General features: G+C 56.7%; 16 protein-coding genes and 1 pseudogene. 8 read left to right on the top strand and 9 right to left on the bottom strand.

From position 1 onward, the window contains the following. Positions 1 to 147 precede the first annotated feature (147 nt). Positions 148 to 6312 carry a hypothetical protein gene (locus AC1MEW_RS12980; RefSeq protein WP_480426591.1) on the bottom strand — a complete coding sequence of 2055 codons (6165 nt, stop codon included), beginning with the start codon at positions 6310 to 6312 and terminating at the stop codon, positions 148 to 150. Between the two features lie 1043 nt (positions 6313 to 7355). Here AC1MEW_RS12980 and AC1MEW_RS12975 point away from each other — a divergent pair. Further along, a pseudogene (locus tag AC1MEW_RS12975) lies at positions 7356 to 7731 on the top strand (transposase domain-containing protein); the annotation flags it as partial. A gap of 207 nt (positions 7732 to 7938) precedes the next feature. On the opposite strand, the gene gabD reads toward AC1MEW_RS12975, so the two are convergent. From gabD to AC1MEW_RS12960, 3 genes are read right to left on the bottom strand one after another with little or no spacing between them, the layout of a single operon-like run. Next, positions 7939 to 9417 carry an NADP-dependent succinate-semialdehyde dehydrogenase gene (gabD, locus tag AC1MEW_RS12970; protein ID WP_480426590.1) on the bottom strand — a complete coding sequence of 493 codons (1479 nt, stop codon included), beginning with the start codon at positions 9415 to 9417 and terminating at the stop codon, positions 7939 to 7941. A gap of 4 nt (positions 9418 to 9421) precedes the next feature. After that, positions 9422 to 10096: a zinc-binding dehydrogenase gene (locus AC1MEW_RS12965; RefSeq protein ID WP_480426589.1), complete on the bottom strand. Its 675-nt coding sequence runs from the start codon at positions 10094 to 10096 to the stop codon at positions 9422 to 9424. After that, the gene (locus AC1MEW_RS12960) at positions 10045 to 10395 is read right to left on the bottom strand and encodes an alcohol dehydrogenase catalytic domain-containing protein (protein WP_480426588.1); all 351 of its coding nucleotides are present in this window, start codon (positions 10393 to 10395) and stop codon (positions 10045 to 10047) included. The genes AC1MEW_RS12965 and AC1MEW_RS12960 overlap by 52 nt, the downstream gene beginning before the upstream one ends. 419 nt (positions 10396 to 10814) lie before the next feature. On the opposite strand from AC1MEW_RS12960, the gene AC1MEW_RS12955 reads away from it, so the two are divergent. The 7 genes from AC1MEW_RS12955 to AC1MEW_RS12925 all read left to right on the top strand — a co-directional run bounded on the left by AC1MEW_RS12955 (position 10815) and on the right by AC1MEW_RS12925 (position 14783). Next, complete coding sequence (locus AC1MEW_RS12955; protein ID WP_480426587.1) at positions 10815 to 11255, top strand: cupin domain-containing protein; 441 nt, start codon at positions 10815 to 10817, stop codon at positions 11253 to 11255. After that, complete coding sequence (locus AC1MEW_RS12950; protein ID WP_480426586.1) at positions 11252 to 12310, top strand: L-dopachrome tautomerase-related protein; 1059 nt, start codon at positions 11252 to 11254, stop codon at positions 12308 to 12310. Before AC1MEW_RS12955 ends, AC1MEW_RS12950 begins: the two co-directional genes overlap by 4 nt. Beyond that, complete coding sequence (locus AC1MEW_RS12945) at positions 12307 to 12684, top strand: hypothetical protein (RefSeq protein ID WP_480426585.1); 378 nt, start codon at positions 12307 to 12309, stop codon at positions 12682 to 12684. The genes AC1MEW_RS12950 and AC1MEW_RS12945 overlap by 4 nt, the downstream gene beginning before the upstream one ends. A 21-nt stretch (positions 12685 to 12705) precedes the next feature. Further along, on the top strand, positions 12706 to 12969 hold the full coding sequence (locus AC1MEW_RS12940) for a hypothetical protein (RefSeq protein WP_480426584.1): 264 nt from the start codon (positions 12706 to 12708) through the stop codon (positions 12967 to 12969). A 124-nt stretch (positions 12970 to 13093) separates the two neighbouring features. After that, on the top strand, positions 13094 to 13513 hold the full coding sequence (locus tag AC1MEW_RS12935; RefSeq protein WP_480426583.1) for an SRPBCC family protein: 420 nt from the start codon (positions 13094 to 13096) through the stop codon (positions 13511 to 13513). A 471-nt stretch (positions 13514 to 13984) separates the two neighbouring features. Beyond that, the gene (locus AC1MEW_RS12930; protein WP_480426582.1) at positions 13985 to 14254 is read left to right on the top strand and encodes a hypothetical protein; all 270 of its coding nucleotides are present in this window, start codon (positions 13985 to 13987) and stop codon (positions 14252 to 14254) included. 340 nt (positions 14255 to 14594) lie between these two features. Then, entirely contained in the window at positions 14595 to 14783 is a 189-nt protein-coding gene (locus AC1MEW_RS12925) for a hypothetical protein (RefSeq protein WP_480426581.1), read from the top strand. Positions 14784 to 14857: 74 nt separating this feature from the next. Here the strand turns inward: AC1MEW_RS12925 and AC1MEW_RS12920 are convergent, their stop codons facing one another. From AC1MEW_RS12920 to AC1MEW_RS12900, 5 genes are all read right to left on the bottom strand, one after another. After that, complete coding sequence (locus tag AC1MEW_RS12920; RefSeq protein ID WP_480426580.1) at positions 14858 to 15538, bottom strand: GntR family transcriptional regulator; 681 nt, start codon at positions 15536 to 15538, stop codon at positions 14858 to 14860. A gap of 127 nt (positions 15539 to 15665) precedes the next feature. Then, complete coding sequence (locus tag AC1MEW_RS12915; protein ID WP_480426579.1) at positions 15666 to 16721, bottom strand: ABC transporter permease; 1056 nt, start codon at positions 16719 to 16721, stop codon at positions 15666 to 15668. Continuing rightward, positions 16714 to 18225 carry a sugar ABC transporter ATP-binding protein gene (locus AC1MEW_RS12910; protein ID WP_480426578.1) on the bottom strand — a complete coding sequence of 504 codons (1512 nt, stop codon included), beginning with the start codon at positions 18223 to 18225 and terminating at the stop codon, positions 16714 to 16716. The genes AC1MEW_RS12915 and AC1MEW_RS12910 overlap by 8 nt, the downstream gene beginning before the upstream one ends. A gap of 84 nt (positions 18226 to 18309) precedes the next feature. Next, positions 18310 to 19551 carry a sugar ABC transporter substrate-binding protein gene (locus AC1MEW_RS12905; RefSeq protein WP_480426577.1) on the bottom strand — a complete coding sequence of 414 codons (1242 nt, stop codon included), beginning with the start codon at positions 19549 to 19551 and terminating at the stop codon, positions 18310 to 18312. 83 nt (positions 19552 to 19634) lie between these two features. Then, positions 19635 to 21140 carry an aldehyde dehydrogenase gene (locus tag AC1MEW_RS12900; RefSeq protein WP_480426576.1) on the bottom strand — a complete coding sequence of 502 codons (1506 nt, stop codon included), beginning with the start codon at positions 21138 to 21140 and terminating at the stop codon, positions 19635 to 19637. Positions 21141 to 21261: the final 121 nt, after the last annotated feature.

The following is a 21261-nucleotide window of genomic DNA, read 5'->3' as shown; positions in this document are numbered from 1 at the left end:
TATAGCCTTAAGTGATAATGCACTTTCCCAACCACACAATTAAGTCCAGAAAAGAGAGAGTTCCAATCAGCTTTTTCTTAAAAAAGTAAACGACACACAAGAAAAAAATGGCAACCGCCACACCTGATGGCGGTCGCACACACTTACTTAGAATCGGTAATCGACTTGTACAACACCCGACCCGGAGTTGTAGTTCTGGCCGAAGTCATTCGTATATTGCAGACGAACGTTCCAGTTGTCTTTTGAGTAAACATCCGTACCCACTGCGGCCTTACCTAGAACGTTGGGCAACGGCGTGGAGGTTCGGAACCCTTGTGTATCCGGTTGATCGACAAATTTTGCACGAGCCGCCCAATCACTATTAGAGAGATATTCCGCTCCCAAGCTCACGAACGGGCGAATAGTCGCGCCATTCTTTGCATTGAAGCGACTGCTGACTTCCACCCCGGTATTACCCGCGATGGAGGTTGAGTTTTTGGAGTCGACATCCAAATTGAAGCTGCCAGCACCATTCTCAGTGTAAGAGTCGCTGTGAACGAAGAAAGTATGCGCCCCTACGTAAGGTGTGACGTGCACCGCACCGAACTTGCTGTCGTGTTCGAGACGAATATGGGCGTCGGCGTTCCAAGCGTCAGGCGAAGCCTTGGCAACCGCCGAATAACCCGGCATCGAGATGTAGCGTTGGCTGTCATACCAGCCATGACCGATATCAACGGCACCAGACAGCAACCAGTCTTGCATGCGGTATCTTAGTGTCGCGCCCAGCAGTACGTTTTTACCGCTCACGCTGGAAGTATTCTCGTCGCCGCTCAGGTTACCATCCTCGTAGGCGATCGCCCCGCCAAGGAACAACCCATCTTTGACTTCGCCTTGGAAGCCCATCTGGTAAGTGGTGCTACGAGCGGAATAACCGAGTACATCTTTTGTGGTGTCCCGATCAGTGTTGCTTCCCACCACCCTAGACCAGGAGCACGACGTATCTTGCGGCGTATCCTGATTAACCGGACAACCGTATTGCATGTTTGCAACGAAGTTTTGACTCGCTTGATAGCGAAGGGCGGACATTACACCCAACGTTTGTCCGGACAATTTGTTCAATACATCATTATAAGCACTTGCCCCTTCCACAGTAGACAATTTTGCGAAACCACTACTCATGTCCGAACCAGAGTCCCAGATTTGTTGCAGGTTACTGGCGACCTTGTGAGCGTTGTCACCCAGCGCGCCATCCGCCCCTATGAAGTTGGCACTGGTCCCAACTTTCAAAGTGTTCCCCGACTGCACTGTATCTGTGTTGAATATGGTGCCTTTTGTCGACAGGAATTGCGGCGTGACAGTCAACTGATCAGACGCGGTCACGATGGTGACGGGGTCTCTTTTGGCGAGTGTCAAGTAGTCGAGTTTGAGACGCCCATCAAGCTGACCCTTTCCGTTGATAGTGAGCATGTCTGCTTTGCCGCCGATAACATCCGCATCCAGCTTCAGCACGCCGCTGGCGTTCTGGACAAAGTTACCGGTAAGCGTCGTACTGGCTACGCTGGCGGTTTTACCAATACCTACAGTGCCCGAGTTGGTCAGTAAGCCGGTTGCGCCCAGGTCGACCGTATTACCGGCATTGAACGTCGAACCCACACCGTTTTCGAACGTAGAGCCGACGCCCACCTTCACCGATCCTTCGATAGTACCGCCATTGGTGTTGTTAATTGTGACTTGATGACCAGGGAGACTGGTAACAGCGACACCTGACGCATCGCCTAGGCCGTAGATCAGCCCGCCATTGTTATTGATCGTGTTGGTACCGGCACCATTCAGAAAAACAGCACCGGCACTGTTGCCCGCGGCAACGATCGTAGCGCCTGAATTGAGGTTCAAGGTGACGTTATCGTTTCCGTTGCCTTGGCTGCTCGCATACACGCCGTAGGAATCAACGCCACTGACTTGAATTGTGCCGCCGTTCAAATTGACGGTAACGTTACCCGTACAGGCCTCAACACCCCCGCAGATCACATAAGGCAAGTGGCCTTCATAGGCGTAACCATTTCCACCGCCCGTTTGGCCGTACAGAACCCCGCCCTGACCCATGCTGGTTGCAAAAATACCGTGGGCATTTTTGCCTTGGGTCGAGATGTTCGCGGAACTGTTGACTTGCACATCACCCGACTGCCCAGTGCCATTAAGGGGATCGGCCAACCAGCCCGGAGGCTGCGTGACCACCAGATTGTCCATGCCGTTGATCATCCCGCCACCGCCACCGACACCCTGGGCCAGGATGCCCACAGCCCCATCGCCAACGGTGTTGATCGACGCGTATTTGTCCGCGGTCACATTGATGCTTCCCCCATCCAGACTAAACAGTGTCGATGGGTGAGCGAACAGCTTTTCAGGATCAGGGTCGGAAATGTTGCCCGCAATAATGACTCCACCGCCGCCGCCAATGCTCTGGGCAAATACCCCGTATGCATTTCTGCCCGATGTATTGATGCTCGATCCTGCCGCCAAATGCACGTTTACCGCACCACCATCGCTATTGAAACCGGCGCCGCCATCGAACTGGGCAGAGACCTTCGCAGACGTTGGAAGCCCATTGCTCGCGGTTTCAAATTTCCCGGTCGCGACGTTGTAGATACCGCCAGTGAGCGTGGCCAGGCCACCACCGCCACCCACACTCTGGGCAAATATCCCGACGGAATCATCACCATGAGTGGTAATTGAACCGGAATGTTCGACGTTGACGGTGCCCCCCAAGCCACTGGAGCCTTGACCACCACCCACGGAGATATTGAAGAGACTACCGATGCCAGGGGTGAGTACGGAAGCACCACCATAACCGCCGCCACCACCGATGCTTTGCGCAATGATCCCTTGCGACAGATAGCCGGAGGTCTCGATCGACCCAGTGTTATTAACCGTGACGGTGCCGCCGTTGCCACTGCTGCCGCCTTGGCCACCGACCCCAATGCGCCCGCTCACCAGGGTACTGGCCAATTTGTCATTAGAGGTCGCAGGGTTGGCCGCGCCGCCCATGCCACCGCCACCGCCGACACTCATTGCCCATATGCCGGCCGAACCCGGGCCTTCGGTACTGACGTCACCCGCATTTTTTGCCGTGACTGTGCCGCCATTACCGGCCGCGCCACCGTTACCACCATATCCAGCGCCGATATCAACCGTGAAATCCGTAACGGTCGGACTGCTGCCAATGGGCGGTACGAGCCCGTTATTCAGGTCGGCGTACCCTGCAAGGATTTGCTGGAGTCGCTGAACAGAACTGAATGCGCCCACGACGTTGTCCTTCCAGTCCCATATCTGGTTGAAGACCTGTTGCGTGGTCGTGTTGGGGTTTTGGCCAAGGGACTTAGCCATAGTGTCCCCCATGTATTCAGGGAACGAGTACTGAGGGTCATCGCCGGACCCCGTGGTCCCTTTGCCACCCAGGCCACCGCCACCACCCACGCTTTGCGCAAAGATACCATTGGAGGACGCGCCCGTGGTGTGGATTGCCCCACCGCCGTTGTCGGCCAAGACACTGCCACCGTTGCCGCCCGCGCCACCGGCACCACCGACAGCGATGTTGATATTGATCTGGCCATTGCTGCCATCGGCGGTGCCGTCACCCGCCATCCCCCCGCCACCGCCCACACTCTGGGCGAATATGCCGGCCGAGTTATCGCCGTAGGTGCTGATGCCGCCGGCCCCATTGATGATCTGCGAGCCAGGCACCGGATTGGAATAGTTATTTCCAGCCACATAGTTGTAAACGCTGACATCGCCACCTTCACCACCGGCACCACCTTTACCGCCCACCGAGACACTGCTTTGTAGGCTGTAATTACCGGCTCCGTTATAGCCGCCGGTATTGCCGTTGCCGAAGCCGCCATTACCTCCACCGCCGCCAACACTCTGTCCTAATACGCCGGGTGCCATTTCCCCAAACGTTGTCACCAGCCCACTGTTCCAGGCCTTCACCGTGCCCCCATTGCCCGCAGCGCCGCCGCTGCCGCCAATCGTCGTGTTGACGGACAGTTTGGATTGCGTATAGGCGCTGCTGAGCGCGGAAGAATCGCCACCTGCGCCACCTCCACCGCCGACACTTTGGGCAAACACACCAACCGAGCCGGCTTGTTGAGTACTCAGGAAACCCGCGTTAAGCGCGTTGACATCACCGCCGTCGCCACCCCTTCCGCCGGTTCCGCCGATACTTGCGTTCAATGTCAGGCTGGGAACATCCGGTGGATTGATCGAGAAGGTATTTGCGACGCTCGCCCCGCCCAGTCCGCCCCCACCTCCAACGCTTTGCGCGAGGATACCGTAGGAGTCAGAGCCTTGAGTAATGATCTGCTTATAGTTATTGGCGTAAACGTCGCCGCCCACGCCACCTGTACCACCGCTGCCACCGACCGCAGTTGAGATGGTCATGAGCGCCCCGATATCCAGTGATGTCGCTGCTCCGCCAGACCCGCCACCGCCGCCAACACTTTGCGCAAACACGCCAGCGGAATGATTGCCTGTGGTTTGCAAGATGCCGAAGTTATTCACGTCGACTTGACCACCTATCCCGCCCGCCCCCCCTTTACCACCAATCACCAGAGCAAAGGGACCGAGGTTGGTACCAGTTGCATCGCCACCACGGCCACCGCCTCCGCCAATGCTTTGCGCAAAGATCCCGCGAGAAAAATCACCGGTAGTGGAGATCACATAACCCGGCACGAACACGGGTGCTGTGCCATCTGTTGGTACAGTCCAGTAGCCATTTCCGACATCGACCTGGCCACCCGAGCCACCATTGCCGCCTACCCCGCCAAGCCGGGCGGTGATGCCGAATGCACCACCGTTCACGTTACCGGCATAACCGCCACCGCCGCCCACGCTCATAGCCACCAGCGCGTCCGAGTCTGTACCTCCCGTTTTGATGGATTGGTAGGCGGCGCCAGTCGCGCTCGTATTGGCGACCAAAATGTGCGCTAGCCCGCCGTCACCACCGGTGCCTCCGTTGCCGCCGGATGCACGAAACACACCGCCAGAAGTGGAACCGTCGCCACCGGCGCCGCCAATGGAAATCGCCGAAGCGCCAACGGCGCCATAACCTGACGTGCTGATCTGCCCACCCAAGACGTTAAGGTCGACCGTGCCGCCATCCCCGGCCGCGCCACCCTTGCCACCCGAGCCGGACGTACCGTTACTGAAGCTGCCATTGCCGCCCAGTCCACCCATACTGTAAGCCGCAAGGCCGTAACTGACCGGGGCAATCGTTGCGGTGACAGGGGTGAGTACGCCGTTGACGTAGCTGTCGACAGTCACAGGCAAACCACTACCAGGAACCGCGCCCGAATTAGTTTGAATCATTGCTCCGGGATTCAGCGTGAAGAAGATCGATCCGCCATCACCACCATTGCCACCCGCGCCGCCGTTGGCGCTGCCGGTGGTCGAGGACGCGCTGCCGCCTTGTCCGCCGTTACCGCCCGTGCTGAACGCAACCAGGCCGCTGCCTGCCGACGAAGTAATGGTTCCTGAGGAAACTGCTGTGATATTGCCGCCTGCACCACCCGCGCCACCCGTCTGGCCAACGACATGACCGTTGGACGAGGCCGTGTCCATGCCACCCGCACCGCCTTGGCCGCCTTGTGTCTGCAGCAAGACAACCGAGCGTTCGGTTGGCACGGTGGGCGTTTCGCCGATGACCAGTTGAGAGCTGTTACCCAGCAAGCTGAATGACAGGCTGCCACCATCCCCACCGGCGCCCGCGGCGCCTGCGGTGCCCACGTTGCCCGGCGTGCCACCGTTGCCTCCCGCACCACCAATGTTCTGCATGGAAATGATCGAGCCACTGCCGTTATACGTTAATGCAGTAGTCGGTAGTATCACCAGCGTTTGCAGAGCTGCATTGCCCCCCTGGCCACCGGCGCCACCGTTGCCCCCCAAGCCGGACCATCCGCCACCATTTCCGCCTGTCCCGCCTTGGGAGAGCATCGACAGAACTGCAGTGGTCGAGGGCAATGAAGGCACTTGATACACGGAATTTTGCACGTTCAGTGAAACCGAATCGGGTTGGCCCCCTTGCCCGCCCGGAGTGCCATCGCTATCAGGCTGTGAGCCTTGATCCGCACCTTTGTTGACTATACTGTAGGGCCACGGGCCGTTGTAGTTGATCGGTACAGAGGGCGACGCTTGCACCCGAACAGGCACGGTATAAAGCGCCAACAGAACCGCAACAGTCAGCGCTAGTCGTTCAAACTTCGGCGCTTTGACACCATCACGATTCGGCTCTGAGAACCGAACATACCCCATGTGTTTTTTGCGACTACAATAATTCACGCGATGTACTCCAGCAATGCAGCAGCATTGGAATCGGCCAGATACGGTGAACGCCTTGTAGAACTCAGGCGCAACGTCCGCAAATGGCACAAGCTGTAAAGAAGTTTTTCGGTGTCCTTTGCTTGAAGGGTCAAGCACAGCGGATGCTGGCAGAGCCGGAGGGGGGGCAGCTCTGTGTCCTAATTTCGGCCCAGAAGATAGTCGCTGTCCCGCGCATTGATAATCCGTCAAGAATTAACAAGATTTGTGATGAAGATTCATAAGTGATTGAAAAGCGTCGTGGTGTGTAGGGGATTCTTGCGGTATGAGAAGCGCTCAGACGTCGGCTTTTTTCATTTGCACATCGATTTGTATTCTGTCCGTCAGATCCCACCTGAGGGTTCGCCTCCAAACTAATCAGCAGGGAAGGTAGTTTCGAAATGTTATGCTTAATGAACCAGATACTTATTATTCATTCCCTATAAATGACTGCCGCCATGGATGGCTTTCTTACTCAAGTACATGGCCGCGATTACGAGGCGCTGAAGCAGCCTTTTCCCGTTCGCCATGCAAACAAAAGCAAGCATCGTCCCGCAGCGAAGTGCGGTAATTCTCAATATATTCATTGATGTCTCTCTCAAGGATTTCAGGCTTTCCTGACCCGCGCGACCAAGAAGTGACCTGGTCAAAGCCGACCACCTCGGCTCGACCACTGCAATACGATCGCCATATTGGCTCTTGTCGCATAGCTTATGTTGGCCCCATTTTCATCTAGCTACATACCAGCGGTGCCTCTCAATAGGGTGTGTCCAGCGGCGACGACATTGGCAGAAACGGCATAGAGCGAGACAGCGCATACGCCGTTGGCACCGGCTACTCTTGCCAGCCTATATGAGACTGATGACATCGCATGAAAACGACCCGGCGAACAAAGTTCTCGGTTGAGTTCTTGTTTTCGCACGGCCACAGCCCTGACCATGAAAGTACTTTCGCTCAAGCTTTTTATCCCAAGATGCGCATCTATGATTAGCCAAAGTGAGAAGCACGACCTAGAGCCGTATTTACGGCATCGAATACGGCAAGAAAAAACCGCACCGATTATGGATACGGTGCATGCCTGAATGATCGCCCCGAGTGACCATGTGCACGATGGTTCAGCGATCAGCAGGGCGCTGGATTACAGTCTGAAAAGCTGTGCAGTGCTGTTGCGCTACTTCGATAAAGGAGCCGTATCCATCGGCTTTGGGGCGCAAGAATTGGCTCTTCGCTGGGTCATTACGCAGCAAAAAACGAGCGGCCGCGATGATGAGTTTGATCAAGTCGACGCCACTCGATGGGCATGATCCGTATGCGTATCTAAAGGATGTACTGACGCGGCAGCCGAAGCAGCGGGCGAGTGAAATTGCTGAACTGCTGCCGCATAAATGGGCGCCCGTTTAATTGTGCAAGATCTGTTCGGCGACAAACGCTGACTCTAACAAAGCGATTCTAGAGGGCAGACGAGTGCGATACCTGCCCGACTAGTGAGTCGATGAATTCGGACGGCTTTGAGGATGGATAACTCCAAGCCTGCATGAGTTTTGGATGAGTCAATCCCGAAAATGTTCGAAAAAAGGGATGCTCACCTGGCCATCCCTTTATCGCTTCTCAGCGATCAATCCCCCCCAGACAGAGATATTTGATTTCAAGGTAGTCCTCGATCCCATACTTGGAACCTTCACGACCCAGGCCTGACGATTTTACCCCACCAAATGGCGCCACTTCTGTCGATATCAAGCCTTCATTAATCCCTACAATGCCGCACTCCAAGGCTTCGGCAACGCGCATTATTCGGCCAATATCCCGACTGTAGAAATACGAGGCGAGACCAAACTCTGTGTCGTTGGCCATTTCAATAGCTTGCGCCTCAGCACTGAAGCGGAACAGCGGAGCCACAGGCCCGAACGTCTCCTCGCGGAACACCTTCGCCTCCCTTGGCACATCCACCAAGATCGTCGGCTCGTAGAAATTGCCTCCTAATGTGTGCCGCTTACCACCGGCGAGAACAGAAGCCCCGCGTTTTACCGCGTCAGCGACGTGATCCTCGGCTTTGCGCATGGCCGCTTCATCAATCAGAGGGCCGATCGTCACTCCCTCTTCAAACCCGTCGCCCACCTTTAAAGCCTCGACCGCGGTTTTAAGCTTCGCTGCGAATGCATCGTAAACGCCGTCCTGTACCAACAGGCGATTAGCGCAAACACAGGTCTGCCCTGCGTTACGATATTTCGATGCGAGCGCACCCTGCACTGCCGCATCCAGGTCTGCATCGTCAAACACGATGAAGGGCGCGTTACCACCAAGTTCCATACTGGTTTTTTTGATCGTGGGCGCGCATTGACCTAAAAGAGTTGCGCCAACTTCAGTGCTGCCGGTAAAGGACAGTTTGCGTACGTCCGGATTGGAGGTCAGCTCGGCTCCAATTTCACTACCTGGCCCGGTAATCACATTGCAAACGCCGGCAGGCAGGCCAGCACGCTCCGCCAGTACGGCGATAGCGATCGCCGAAAATGGCGTCTGGCTGGCTGGACGTAGCACTCCAGTGCAACCGGCCGCCCAACCTGGCCCGGCCTTGCGTGTGACCATCGCCGCAGGAAAATTCCACGGAGTAATCGCGGCAAACACACCGATGGGTTCCTTCTGCACGATAATGCGGCTGGCCCTTGAATGTGAGGCGATTGTGTCGCCGTAAACACGCTTGCCCTCCTCTGCGAACCATTCAATGAAAGACGCAGCGCAGGTGATCTCGCCACGGCTTTCGGCAAGCGGTTTACCTTGTTCGGCGGTCATGATTCGCGCCAGGTCTTCACGGTGGATGATCATCAGTTCGAACAGGCGGCGTAGCTTTACCGCACGCTCTTTGGCAGTGAGCGCACGCCAGGCCGGTTGTGCACGCTTGGCGGCCGCGATGGCCTGCTTTGTTTCTTTGGATCCGAGAGAGGGCACGCGCCCCAGCACTTTGCCATTAGAGGGGTTGGTGACGGTAATGGTGCGGCCCTCACCCGCCGCCACCCATTGGCCACTGATGTAGTTCGCTTCACAGAACAGCGACGGATCGTCGAGCGTTGACAGGAAGTCTGAATCGGCCATGCTATTACTCCTCAAAACTCAATGACCTGACGAACCGCGCTTCCTTCATGTAAGCGGTCGAAGCCTTGTTGATGTCTTCCAATTTGAGCCTGCCGCTCAGCAGCCGGTCTACCGGCAAGCGACCATCTCGAAAGAGTTCGATGAATCGCGGAATATCCCGGATCGGCACACAGGTACCTATATAGCTACCCTTAAGCGTGCGCTCCTCACCCACCAATTGAACAACATTGACCGACAATGCCGAGCCTGGCGGCGGCAGTCCGGCGGTCACAGTCATACCTCCGCGCTTGGTCATCTTCATCGCGTTATCCAGAGCCCGGATCGAACCGGCCATTTCGAACACGTAGTCAGCACCGCCACTGGTCAATTGCAGCACTTGCTCAATGGCGTCAGCATCGCCTCCGTTGACCACTGCAGTTGCACCGACTTCTTTGGCCAATGCGAGTTTCTCAGGGGACAGGTCGACGGCAATGATTTTGCTCGCACCTGCTGCCCTTGCTCCTAACACCGAGGCCAAACCGACTCCGCCCAAACCGATCACAACGGCGGTCGAGCCGACCCGCAACTCCGCGGTATTGACGACTGCACCGACCCCCGTCAGCACCGCGCAACCAAACAGCGCAGCTTCTACAAAGGGTAGATCCCGATCAATCTTGACCGCGGAGTTGCGCGATACCACAGCGTATTCGGCAAACGCAGAGACACACCCAGATGGTGATGGACGTGACCAGCAGGACTGCTCAAACGAACAGAACCATTTATCAGCGTGCCAGCCGCATTCGCTTTGGCACCGGGCTCGCAGAGCGCTGGTCGACCTTCAGCACATGGCAGGCAATGGCCGCAACTAGGCATAAACACCATGACCACGTGGTCACCTGGTTGGAGATCAGTGATACCTTCCCCTAACTCTTCGACCACCCCTGCCGCTTCGTGGCCAAGCGCCATGGGCATTGGCCGAGGGCGGTCACCATTGATCACCGAGAGGTCAGAATGGCAGAGGCCGGCGGCACGGATTCGTACCAAAACCTCGCCGGGACCCGGGGGTGCCAGTTCGATTGTCTAAATCACAATCGGCTTGCTCTGGGCATAAGGCGGCGCAACATTCATGTGTCTTAGAACGGCAGCTTTGACTTTCATCTTTTGTCTCCAATGCAGCTGGACTCGAGAGTGAGTATTCACCACTATGCCGCAGCCTGCCGGTGTCAGAAATGCATCGCCGGGCGTAGCAGTTTGGAAATGGATTCGCAAAACAGCTAAGCCCGCCGATTGAATTGTTATTTCAATTCTCAAATCTTGTGCCCGGCCACTGCGTTCTCTGCCATCGACTCAGTGCTTATTCTGAAACCCTGAACAACATCACTACGTCCTTCAAACGACGCCTGAATGAGAGTTTCAACATGAGCGAATCAAGCACTCGGAAAAAACTGGTAGAGGCCGCGCCCCACGCCTCCTTTAACCTTGATGAGATCGTCAAGACGTTCCCCGAAACGGCCGAAACTCTATTGGTCGATACCCGGCTAACCGATGAAGATGAGGCCAGCGCCCGCGTCTTCCGCGTTTACCACCCAACCCCTGCGCACTACCATGCCACCTGTGACGAATACCTGATTGTGCTATCAGGTCGCGCCACATTTTTCATGGGCGACCGCGAAGAGTTTGAGGTTGGCCCAGGCGAGATGTTGTTCTTCAAGAAGTTCACCATTCACGGCATGCCGAAGATCCTCGAACACCCGCTGTTTATGGTCTCTGTGGATACCCCAAGACGTGATCCGAGCGATATTATTTTTGTCGACCCATCAAGCGGCACCGCTGAATCTTTCGTGCAGGCCAAACAATGAACAGTAACCTTCTGGAAATTTTTGCGACATTCCCGATCGAGCGTCCAGGCAACCCTACTGTCATGCCCGACGGGCGAGTGCTTGTGTCGGTATCCGCCATCATCGCGCCGGATATCTCCGTACGCGAAGTGTCGGAGGTAGGCGAGCATTCGGCCTATCCCAATGAGATCTGGGCAGGCAAACCCGGGTCAGATGGACGCGGTATGTCTGCCGTGATCGGCATCCGTACAGATCCTAACGGCATCGTCTGGATCCTCGACATGGGCAATGCGCAGCAACAGCCACGGCTCATTGCCTGGAATGATCGCGAACAAAACCTACATCGTCTGATCGTGTTGCCGCAAAACGTCCTTCGCCCAAGCTCCTTCACCCAGGACTTCGTAATCGATTGGCGACGTGAGCGTATTTACATCGCAGACATGACGATGAACGCAAGCGGCGTCAGCGACTTTCCCGCCATCGTCGTGGTAGACATGAAAACCGGCCTCTCGTGGCGCTCACTCGAGTGCTATCCAGGGTTGATGCCTGGAGATGTACCGCTTATGGTCGCAGGCAAACCTCTGGCACTACGCACGCCGGACGGCGAGGTCATTCCTTACCAATACGGTCTCAATCCAATCGCCATCGACCCATTGGGCCGCTGGGTGTATTTCGGTTCCATGTCTGCGCGTAAGGTCTACCGGATTGCTACTGAAATCCTAGCGCAACCCGCCAGTTCCGCACCACTGGACGAGGCAGTGGAATACTGGTGTGAGAAGCCTCATTGCGATGGGTTTGATGTCGATGCTGAGGGCAACGTCTATGTAACGGACATTGCCAACAATGCGATCGGGCTGGCCTCTCCTGCGGGCTATCGTATTCTGGCCCAGGATGATCTTTTGCTTGGTTGGCCGGATGGGGTAGAACTCGATGCAGAGGGGCGATGGCTCTACATCACGGCAAACCAGTTGCACCGGCATCCCCTGCTCAATGCGGGTGAGGACGACAGCCAGCCACCGTTTCATGTGCTCCGTTTGCGTGTAGATGCGCCGATGGGTTTTAGTGAAACGCAATGAACAATAGCCGTATCGCATCCGTTGTAAGTGTTCTGTTGCTGATGACAGCCGGCGTCGTAGGCTTGACGCGGGCTAAAGGTGATGGCGACAGCGGCGTCTGGATCTATGCCGTGGTGGTCATCGTGGCAATCGTATGCTCGCACGGCAGGCCTGACGCCTGGCCCGGCCGCCTGTTCGAGGTGTCGAGATCTTCACGAGCCACTTTGTCCCATCGTCTGCTGACACAGATGGCAGCATTGGTGTGCCTCCTATCGGCCCATTATATGAGTGGTGAAGCATCGGCGATCGTCTCGGTTGCCGGTGTTCTTTTGTTTGTTCATACCTTGGTGCTGGTGTGTCTGGCTCGGCTTGTTCAAGCTCCAAGGACACACTGACTGATAACAGAACAAATCCCGTTGGCGGAACAACAAACCGGTAACGCCGCCAGTCAACAATTGCCCGCGCCACTGCGAATTTTGTTATTAACTGCGCCAGGCCTGTTGAACGCCGCGGGATACATGGATCCCGGCAAGTGGGTGACAGATAACGCAGCGGGTGCACAGCTTGGCTACAACTCTGTTTTCATCGCAGTGTTTTCTCAAGTGGTACTGTCGATCCAACTGTTGTGTGCGGTCTATGCGTTGATTCGTTTCCCCCGCGATAAAAACGCTGATAGGTAAATTGGTTACTTCAACCCTGATTGTCGCCATGGCTTGGCTTATCTTCCTGCTGATCAGCGCTGCTAGTCTATGTCTGGTCACGTCAATCATTCTTTGAGTACCCTCCTCCCATACAGGTGAATGCATGAGTGAAGTCAACGTTTCAATTACCATCAAACGCCCCATCGAGAATGTTTGGTCTCTCCTTGGTGGCTTCGATTTTCTACACTGCTGGCTTGACGTCATCGGCAGTAGCTCCCTCAGAGAAGGAGGACGCATTCGTCATCTGAAAACAGCTGACGGCGCGATCATTGTCGAGCGCTTGCAAACGTTTGACGAAGCGGCGAAGACCTATACCTATGCCCTGCTTGAAAGGCCCTCTCCGGTTATCAACTATGTCGGCACAATGTCAGCACAAGCCGAAGGTAAAGGGGCAACGGTGGCGTCATGGTCGAGCATATTCAATGTCCACGACGCCGATGAAGCAGAGATAGTCGGGCATTTCGAGGCGCTCTACCGCACAGGCCTGGAACGACTGAAGGTCGTCATCGAATCGAAGGATTAATGATGGGAGTTCGCCCGAGGGCCACTAGTTATAAGGCCGGTTCCAGCACATTTAGCATCGCTGACAAGGCTTAGAACCGATTGATGATTTTAGATCATAACACCTTGGCATCGTCAGACGATTCCCCTCCGGAGGCTGGCAAGGATACTGGCCCCTGAACTGTGGCGTGTCATGGGCGACTTGGAGAATTATCACCGAGGCGAAATGAGTTCGATCCGGCCCTTGATGAGGACACACGATGCACGCTGATTTCGCCGCCTGGTCTTGGAACTCAGGCAAGAGGATCGACGGTCTAGAACTGATCCGCAAGCCGTTAGTACAACCCAGCCCAGGGAAGGTCTTAGTGGCAAACTGAGCAATGGCGCTGAACCCTGTGGACTGGAAATCATTGAATGGGCTCACCCCGCCTGGAAAACCGGCCACGTACCCGGCGTCGATGGCATGGGAGTGGTCATCGCATCAGGTGTCGGCGTGTCAATCAAGCCAGGCACTCGCGTGGCGTATCACCAGTCACTGGAGCGCGATGGCAGTTTTGCAGAATTCTGTTTACTCGACGCCGCTACCGTGCAGACAGTGCCGGCCGCGCTGGATGACACTGTCGCAGCGTCGTTGCCCTGCCCCGGCCTGACTGCCTGTCAGGCCTTGGACAAAGTGCCGATGATTGGCCCGAGCGATGTGTTGGTCGTTGGGGGCCGGTGGTGCGGTCGGCCTGCTGTTGGTGCAGATGGCCGTCCAACGTGACTATCGAGTGTGGGCCACAGCAGCCACAAAACATCACGAGGACTTGAAGACACTGGGGGCCGTTGGTGTGTTCGATTACCGGGACGGCAACTGGCAGAAACCCTACAAGCGCATCTTGGCGAGCGTCAATTGAAGGCGGTGTTCGACACCGTCAGCGCCGCTCATGCTTCTAGTCTTGCTCCACTGCTGTACTACAACGGGCATTTGGTATGTATTCAGGATACTCAAGAAACAGCACCGCTGCCGACTTTCAGCACCGCGATTTCCTTGCATGAGGTGGCACTCAACAGTTTCCATGTCCACGCCTGCCTGAGCGATCAGCAGTCGCGGTGCCGAGCCGGTGAACATCTGCTCAAACTTGCTCGCGGGCAGCCTTACCGCCCCCAAGCGCCAGGACTTCGACTTCTACAACATGCCGCAGACGTTGCATGCCCTCAAGCACGGTGGCGACGGTGGCGACGGTGGCGACGGTGGCAAATTGGTCGCTCGTCTGAACGAGTCAAGCCAGGTCGAATTCAGCCAACCGTAAAAACGATATCGCCCGAGGCACCTGGAGCGGAGTTCGGGCGATAGTTTCAGCAGAATCCGACAACAGCGTGGTGACTACGTCTCAGCCAGGTTTTCCTTTTTTTCAAGCCATTCGATCATCAACTCGCCCCAGGCAATATCGGCCTGCAAGGCGTCTTTGGCTTTGGCCGAGTCGCGAGTGCGCAAACCTTCCAGCACCTCAAAGTGCTTGTGCTTGGCACTGGCCAGCTCCCGCTTGGGCACCTCCGCGTGGAACCGGCTAAGCAGCGGCCCCATGATGACCCACATGTTTTCCAAGGTTCTCGATACCACAGGCATGCGCGCCGCGGAGATCAAACCGAAGTGGAACTCTCGGTTGAGTAACGCTGCCTGCCGGTAATCGACCGTGACCGCCATTTGAAACGCGTCCTGAATGGCCCCGAGTTTCGCCAGTTCCAGTTGGGTGATCCGCTGCGCCGCAACGCCTGCCGCTTCTCCTTCCAGCAGATGACGAATCAACTGAATTTCCCGCAATTGACTGACCGTCAGCTCCGGTACGTAGATCGAAGTGGCGGCCTTCATATCCAGCGCATGATCACTGACCAGGCGGAAAATAGCTTCCCGCACGGGTGTGATCGAGACGCCAAATTCCTCGGCCAACGTGCTGATGCGCAACCGATCCCCGGGTTGATACTGCCCGTCCATCAATGCGGTACGAATGATGGAATAGACCCGTTCGCTCAAGTTGCCTTTATCAATGGGCTTATGCACGGTCACTATGACTCTGTCTCCATGGTCAATCACTTTGCGTAGGGCGACAGACTTGTGAATCCGTCGACTTGCAGCGTCGAAAACGCATCATACATCATCAGAATATGCCTGCCACTCCACTCGACGGATCTCCTTAAATGCGCGCATCCCGGCGGCCAACACCTTGCAACAGCACCGCGATGACGATAATCGCGCCTTTGATGATCTGCTGCGGATAGGCCGGCACACTCAACAGGTTCATGATATTGCCGATCAGCCCCAACACTAGCACTCCGACGACGGTGTAAAAAATCGTACCTTTGCCACCGGACAGCAGTGCCCCTCCGATCACGCAAGCGGCGATGGCGTCCAGTTCCAGGGCCATGCCGGCACTGGGCGTGGCTACACCTGAGCGCGAAGCAATCACCACCCCGGCCAATGCTGCCAGGCCGCCGCAAATGCCATAGGCTGCCAGTTTGTAGCGCTCCACCGGAATACCTGCCAGGCGCACTGCCGTTTCGTTACTGCCACTGGCAATGGTCAGACGGCCATAGGCGTTATAACGCAGGATCAAGGCAAACACGACAGTCACCAATCCGGCCAGCCACACCGGCCACGGGATGCCCAGAACGCCATCGGCCAACCGTCCGAAATCACGCAGCAATTGGGCACTGACCAGTTTGTCATCCAGCCTTTGTGGCTGGCCGTTGGACAAGATGAACGCCAGGCCACGGGCGACCGTCATCATGGCCAGAGTCGCGATAAAAGGCGCCATGCGGAAGTACGCGATAAAGGTGCCCGTCACCAGCCCCATCAGCACTCCGGTCGCCACCGCAATCGCCACCGCCAACAGCAAGCCGACACTGCCTTCGACCGGTAGCACATTGAGGGTCATTGCGACCACAATGCCGCCCACTGCCGCGACCGAGGCCACAGACAAATCGATGCCCGCCGTCAGGATTACAATCAACATGCCGATGCTGACCAACAGCAAAGGCGTCAATTGGCGCAACAGATTGCCAATGTTCTGATACGTAAAGAAGTCAGCGGAGAGCACGCTAGCGACGATGGCCAGCAATACCAGCATCACCAGCGCGTTGTGCTCCAGAAACAGACGCTGCAACGAGCGTCGGTTTGCCTTGCTCTCGTGAGCGCGACTGTTTTCCTGCAAAAGCTCAGCCGGGGCCAGCTTGGAATTAGGGTTACTCATGGTGCTCGACTCCCATCGCCAGGCAAATCATTTCTTGTTCTTTAATACGCTCGCCCGCCAGTTCGCCGGCGACCGCGCCTTCGCGCATCACCAGCACGCGATCACACATGCCGATGATTTCAATCATTTCCGAAGACACCATAATGATCGCCACACCCTGTTCGGCGAGGTCGTTGATGAGCCGGTAGATTTCAGTCTTCGCGCCCACATCCACTCCGCGGGTGGGCTCATCGAGAATCAAAACCCGGCAACCCGCATCGACCCATTTCATCAGGGCGACTTTCTGTTGATTACCGCCCGACAGGTCGCCGACCAACTGTTCTATCGAGTGAGTCTTGACCGCCAGTTGCTTGCGCAAGGCTTCAATACCCTGGGTCTCCCGGCCGCTGGCAATCCAGCCCATACTCCCGGTGTAGGGGCTATCGGGGCGAAGCGCGCCATTGACCCGTATAGACATCTCCAGCAATACGCCTTGTTGCTTGCGGTCCTCGGGCAACAGGCCGATGCCATTGGTAATGGCTTCCCGTGGTGTTCGGTTGTGGATCTCCCGGCCATCGAGGTACAGCGCGCCGGAGGTTTTCCGATCAGCCCCGAAGATCGCGCGCATGGTTTCGGTCCGTCCGGCACCAACCAGCCCACAGAAGCCAAGCACTTCTCCCGCCCGAACCGCAAAGCTCACATCGCGCACCAGACGTCCCGCGCACAGGTGCTCGACCTTCAGCAACACCTCGCCGATGCATGGAGTGCGCGGCGGAAACAGGTCACTCAGCTCGCGACCAATCATCATCTCGATCAAGCCACGCTCGGTAATGTCAGCCAGTTCCAGTGTGCCGACCGTCTTGCCGTCCTTGAGCACCGTGGCGCGGTCGCAGATCCGGAAAATCTCATCCATGCGGTGCGAGACGTAAACGATGCACGCGCCATTGCGGCGCAATTTATCGAGGGTTTTGAACAGCTTCTCGGCCTCATGGGAGGTGAGCACTGCCGTCGGTTCATCGAAGACCAGCACCGACGAGTTACGCGACAGTGCCTTGCAGATCTCCACTGCTTGCTGGTAAGCCACCGGCAAGCTGCCGACCGGCTGGCGCACATCGATATCGCTGAAACCCAGTTCATCGAGAATCGCCCGGGCTTTTTTGTGCATGGCCGCCCACTGGACAAACCCCTTGCTCTTGCCCAGATCGTCGATGCATATGTTCTCGGCCACCGATAAATGCGGGGCCAGGGCGAACTCCTGGTAGATGATCGAAATACCCAGCTTGAGCGCATCGCCGGGTTTGCGAATATCGACTTTCTCGCCGTTGAGGCGGACCTCGCCGGCATCACGCAAGTAGGCCCCGGAAAGGATCTTCATCAAGGTTGATTTGCCGGCGCCGTTCTCGCCCATCAGTGCGTGGATTTCCCCCGCACGGGCAGAAAAATTCGCGCTGTTCAGGGCACTGATACCTCCGAACTTTTTCGAGATGTCGAGCATCTCTACGGCAGGTTTGTGCATCGCGTTCATTGTGTTCACCGTCTATAAACTGTTGCATTCGAGCTGTGGCCGCAATCAAACACAGCGGCCACAGGCCGGTTCAACCGTGCGTAATCACTTCATCGCGGTTTTGATCTGCTCGATGGAACGGAACGGCGGGACGGTTTCAGTGGACGGCGGCAACCTGTCGGCCTTGATGTAGGTGTCAACGTTGTCCGGTGTAATCAGCATGACCGGGAAGTAGGACGCCAGCGGCAAGTTGCTGGCATCCAGTCCCTTGTCGAGAATTTGGTGGATCAACTCGATGGCGGCCACACCGGTTTCCGAACCGCTGTTGGTGGCACTTACCAGCAACTTGCCTTGCTTGATCAAGTCCAGCGCCACGCGAAAGCTGCCGGCGGCGGAAGCGACCATGACGCTGTTTTTCTTACCAGCATTTTCCAGGGCATTGATCGCGCCAATGGCAATGAAGTCGTTCTCTGCCAAGACCAGATTGAGTTTGTCACCCTGGGACGAAAGGATGTCTTCCGTGGCCGCCAGACCACCCTCTTCCGTCCAATCACCACGACCCCAGGCGAGTACGTTGAAGCCACCTTCCGGCCAGCTGAAGCTGCCCTTCGCCTTGACCTGCTGGAACAGCTTGAAGCCTTTGAGCATTGCGTCTTCTTTGGAAAGGCCCAGCTTCCGCTCTTGCGAGCGAGCATAAACGATCCCGGAGATCATGCCGTTGAGTCGGCTTTCGGAGGTAGAGTTGCCCATCACCCCAATGACCATTGCGGCGTTGATCACCTTGGCCGTATCGGTCTTGGCCGCAACGTAACGCCCTGCCTCGAATCCACTGCCGTACGGGTTGCCGGTGCTGGTGGTGATCACCGGCGCGCGGGCGTCCGGGGCGGTGCCGACGGTGATCACCGGAATGCCGGCGGCCACTGCCCGCTCGACATCCGACACCGAACCGAGGACATCGGTAGGATCGATCACGATCAGATCGACGCCCAGGGTAATGAAGTTATCGACCTGGGCACTCTGCTTGGCGACATCGCTGTCAGCCACTTGCAGCTCAATATCGTAATTGTATTTTTTCGCTATGGTTTTCGAGTCGTCGATCATCGAGACAAACCATGGGTTGCCTAGGGTGATTTCAGTCCAGCCGATACGCAAACGCTCGCCCTTCTTTTTCAGCGGCAAGGCTTTGTTGATCGAGGTGCGATCGGGCATGTCAGGATCAATCACGCCCGACAATGCGGTGTTGGGCATCAAACTGTAGATTTCATGCTTGGGAGCCGCCCAGGCGTGGGTGCCGATGAGGCTCGCCAGGGCCAATGTGGTGATCGAACGAACAGCTGACAGCTTCATAATTATTATTCTCCAGTGCGCTGATTTTGATCGGTAATGCAGGCGCTGTTTGTTTCGAACAGCACCGGTTTCTCGTTTAAGGCTCAGGCCTGCAAATCGATCCAGGCGGATTTGAGTTCCGAATACTTGTCCAGTGCGTGCAGCGAGCGGTCACGCCCGTTGCCAGATTGCTTGTACCCGCCAAACGGCATGGTGATGTCCCCACCGTCGAAGCAGTTGACCCAGACGCTACCGGCGCGCAGCGAGCGGATGATCGAGTGGGCACGGGACAGGTCGCTGGTCCAGAGACTGGCGGCCAGGCCATAGGGCGAATCATTGGCGATGCGTACGGCGTCCAGGTGATCCTTGGCGTTGATCACCGACAGCACTGGCCCGAATATTTCTTCCCGGGCGATGGTCATGTCGTTCGTGACGTTGTCGAAGATCGTCGGTGGGATGAAGAAACCATCGGCCAAGGCGCCGCTGGCACGTTCACCACCGAGGATGATGCGGGCGCCCTCTTCCGAGCCCTTCTTGATGTAACCGAGCACGCGATCCATCTGCGCCTTGTCGACCATGGCACCCAACTGCGTGGCAGGGTCGAGCGGGTCTCCAACGGCGATGGTCCGCGCCACTTTCAAGACTTCGGCAACAAACTCGTTGCGAATGCCTTGCTCGACAATCAGGCGCGAAGGTGCCACACACACTTCACCCTGGTTGAAAAACATGGATCTGGCAGCGGTGGCGGCGGCTTTTTCCAGGTCACGACAGTCATTGAGAATGATGTTCGGGGTCTTGCCACCACACTCCAGCCAAACCCGTTTCATGTTCGACTGGCCGGAGTACTGCAGGAACAATTTACCGACTTCACCGGAGCCGGTGAACACAAGCGTATCGACATCCATGTGCAGGCCCAGGGCACGGCCAGCGGTAGGACCGAACCCCGGCAGCACGTTGAACACACCCGGTGGGATGCCCGCCTGCGCGGCCAGTTCGGCGATACGCAGTGCAGTCAACGGCGATTGTTCGGCCGGTTTGAGGATTACCGAGTTACCCATTGCCAGGGCCGGGGCAACTTTCCACATCGCCATCAGCATCGGGAAATTCCACGGAGTCACGGCAGCGACCACGCCAATAGCTTCGCGGGTAATCATGCCCAGTGCGCCCGGTCCCGATGGGGCGATTTCGTCGTAGACCTTGTCGCAGCATTCGGCGTACCACTGCAGGCATTCGAGCACCGCATGTACATCGAAACCGGCGCTTTCGGACACGGGTTTGCCCATGTCCAACGTCTCGAGCAATGCCAGTTCGGTCATGTGCTGCTCGAACAACGCCGCAAAACGCAGCATGACTTTTTTGCGCTCCTTGGGTGCCAGTTGCGACCACGCGCCGCTATCGAACGCCTGGCGGGCGATCTTCACGGCGACGTCGACGTCTTCGGCCTGGCAGGACGCGACGTAATTCAGTACCTGACCGTTGCGCGGGGAAATATTGGCAAAAGTTTCTCCACTCAGGGCGTCGACAAAACGGCCATTGATGAAGGCTCGCTTTGGCAGGTTCAGGGTGGCGACACGCTGCTGGACCGCAGCGATATCAACGAGAATGTTCATGCTGTTGCGTCTCCTGTTTTTGGTTTTAGGCGTAGGCGCCCAAATAGGATATATCATGCATCATTAAAATCGCAAGCGAAGGAATACCCTGAATAGTGGTGTTTTCTTCACAAGTTCTGTT

Source organism: Pseudomonas sp. ASL4 (assembly GCF_056680395.1).
This window is presented reverse-complemented; position numbering and strand designations above follow the sequence as displayed.

Bases quoted from the DNA above. Each gene is read 5' to 3' on its own strand.
- gabD (WP_480426590.1), bottom strand. From the start codon at position 9,417: ATGGCCGATTCAGACTTCCTGTCAACGCTCGACGATCCGTCGCTGTTC.
- AC1MEW_RS12955 (WP_480426587.1), top strand. From the start codon at position 10,815: ATGAGCGAATCAAGCACTCGGAAAAAACTGGTAGAGGCCGCGCCCCAC.
- AC1MEW_RS12950 (WP_480426586.1), top strand. From the start codon at position 11,252: ATGAACAGTAACCTTCTGGAAATTTTTGCGACATTCCCGATCGAGCGT.
- AC1MEW_RS12945 (WP_480426585.1), top strand. From the start codon at position 12,307: ATGAACAATAGCCGTATCGCATCCGTTGTAAGTGTTCTGTTGCTGATG.
- AC1MEW_RS12935 (WP_480426583.1), top strand. From the start codon at position 13,094: ATGAGTGAAGTCAACGTTTCAATTACCATCAAACGCCCCATCGAGAAT.
- AC1MEW_RS12915 (WP_480426579.1), bottom strand. From the start codon at position 16,721: ATGAGTAACCCTAATTCCAAGCTGGCCCCGGCTGAGCTTTTGCAGGAA.
- AC1MEW_RS12910 (WP_480426578.1), bottom strand. From the start codon at position 18,225: ATGAACGCGATGCACAAACCTGCCGTAGAGATGCTCGACATCTCGAAA.
- AC1MEW_RS12905 (WP_480426577.1), bottom strand. From the start codon at position 19,551: ATGAAGCTGTCAGCTGTTCGTTCGATCACCACATTGGCCCTGGCGAGC.
- AC1MEW_RS12900 (WP_480426576.1), bottom strand. From the start codon at position 21,140: ATGAACATTCTCGTTGATATCGCTGCGGTCCAGCAGCGTGTCGCCACC.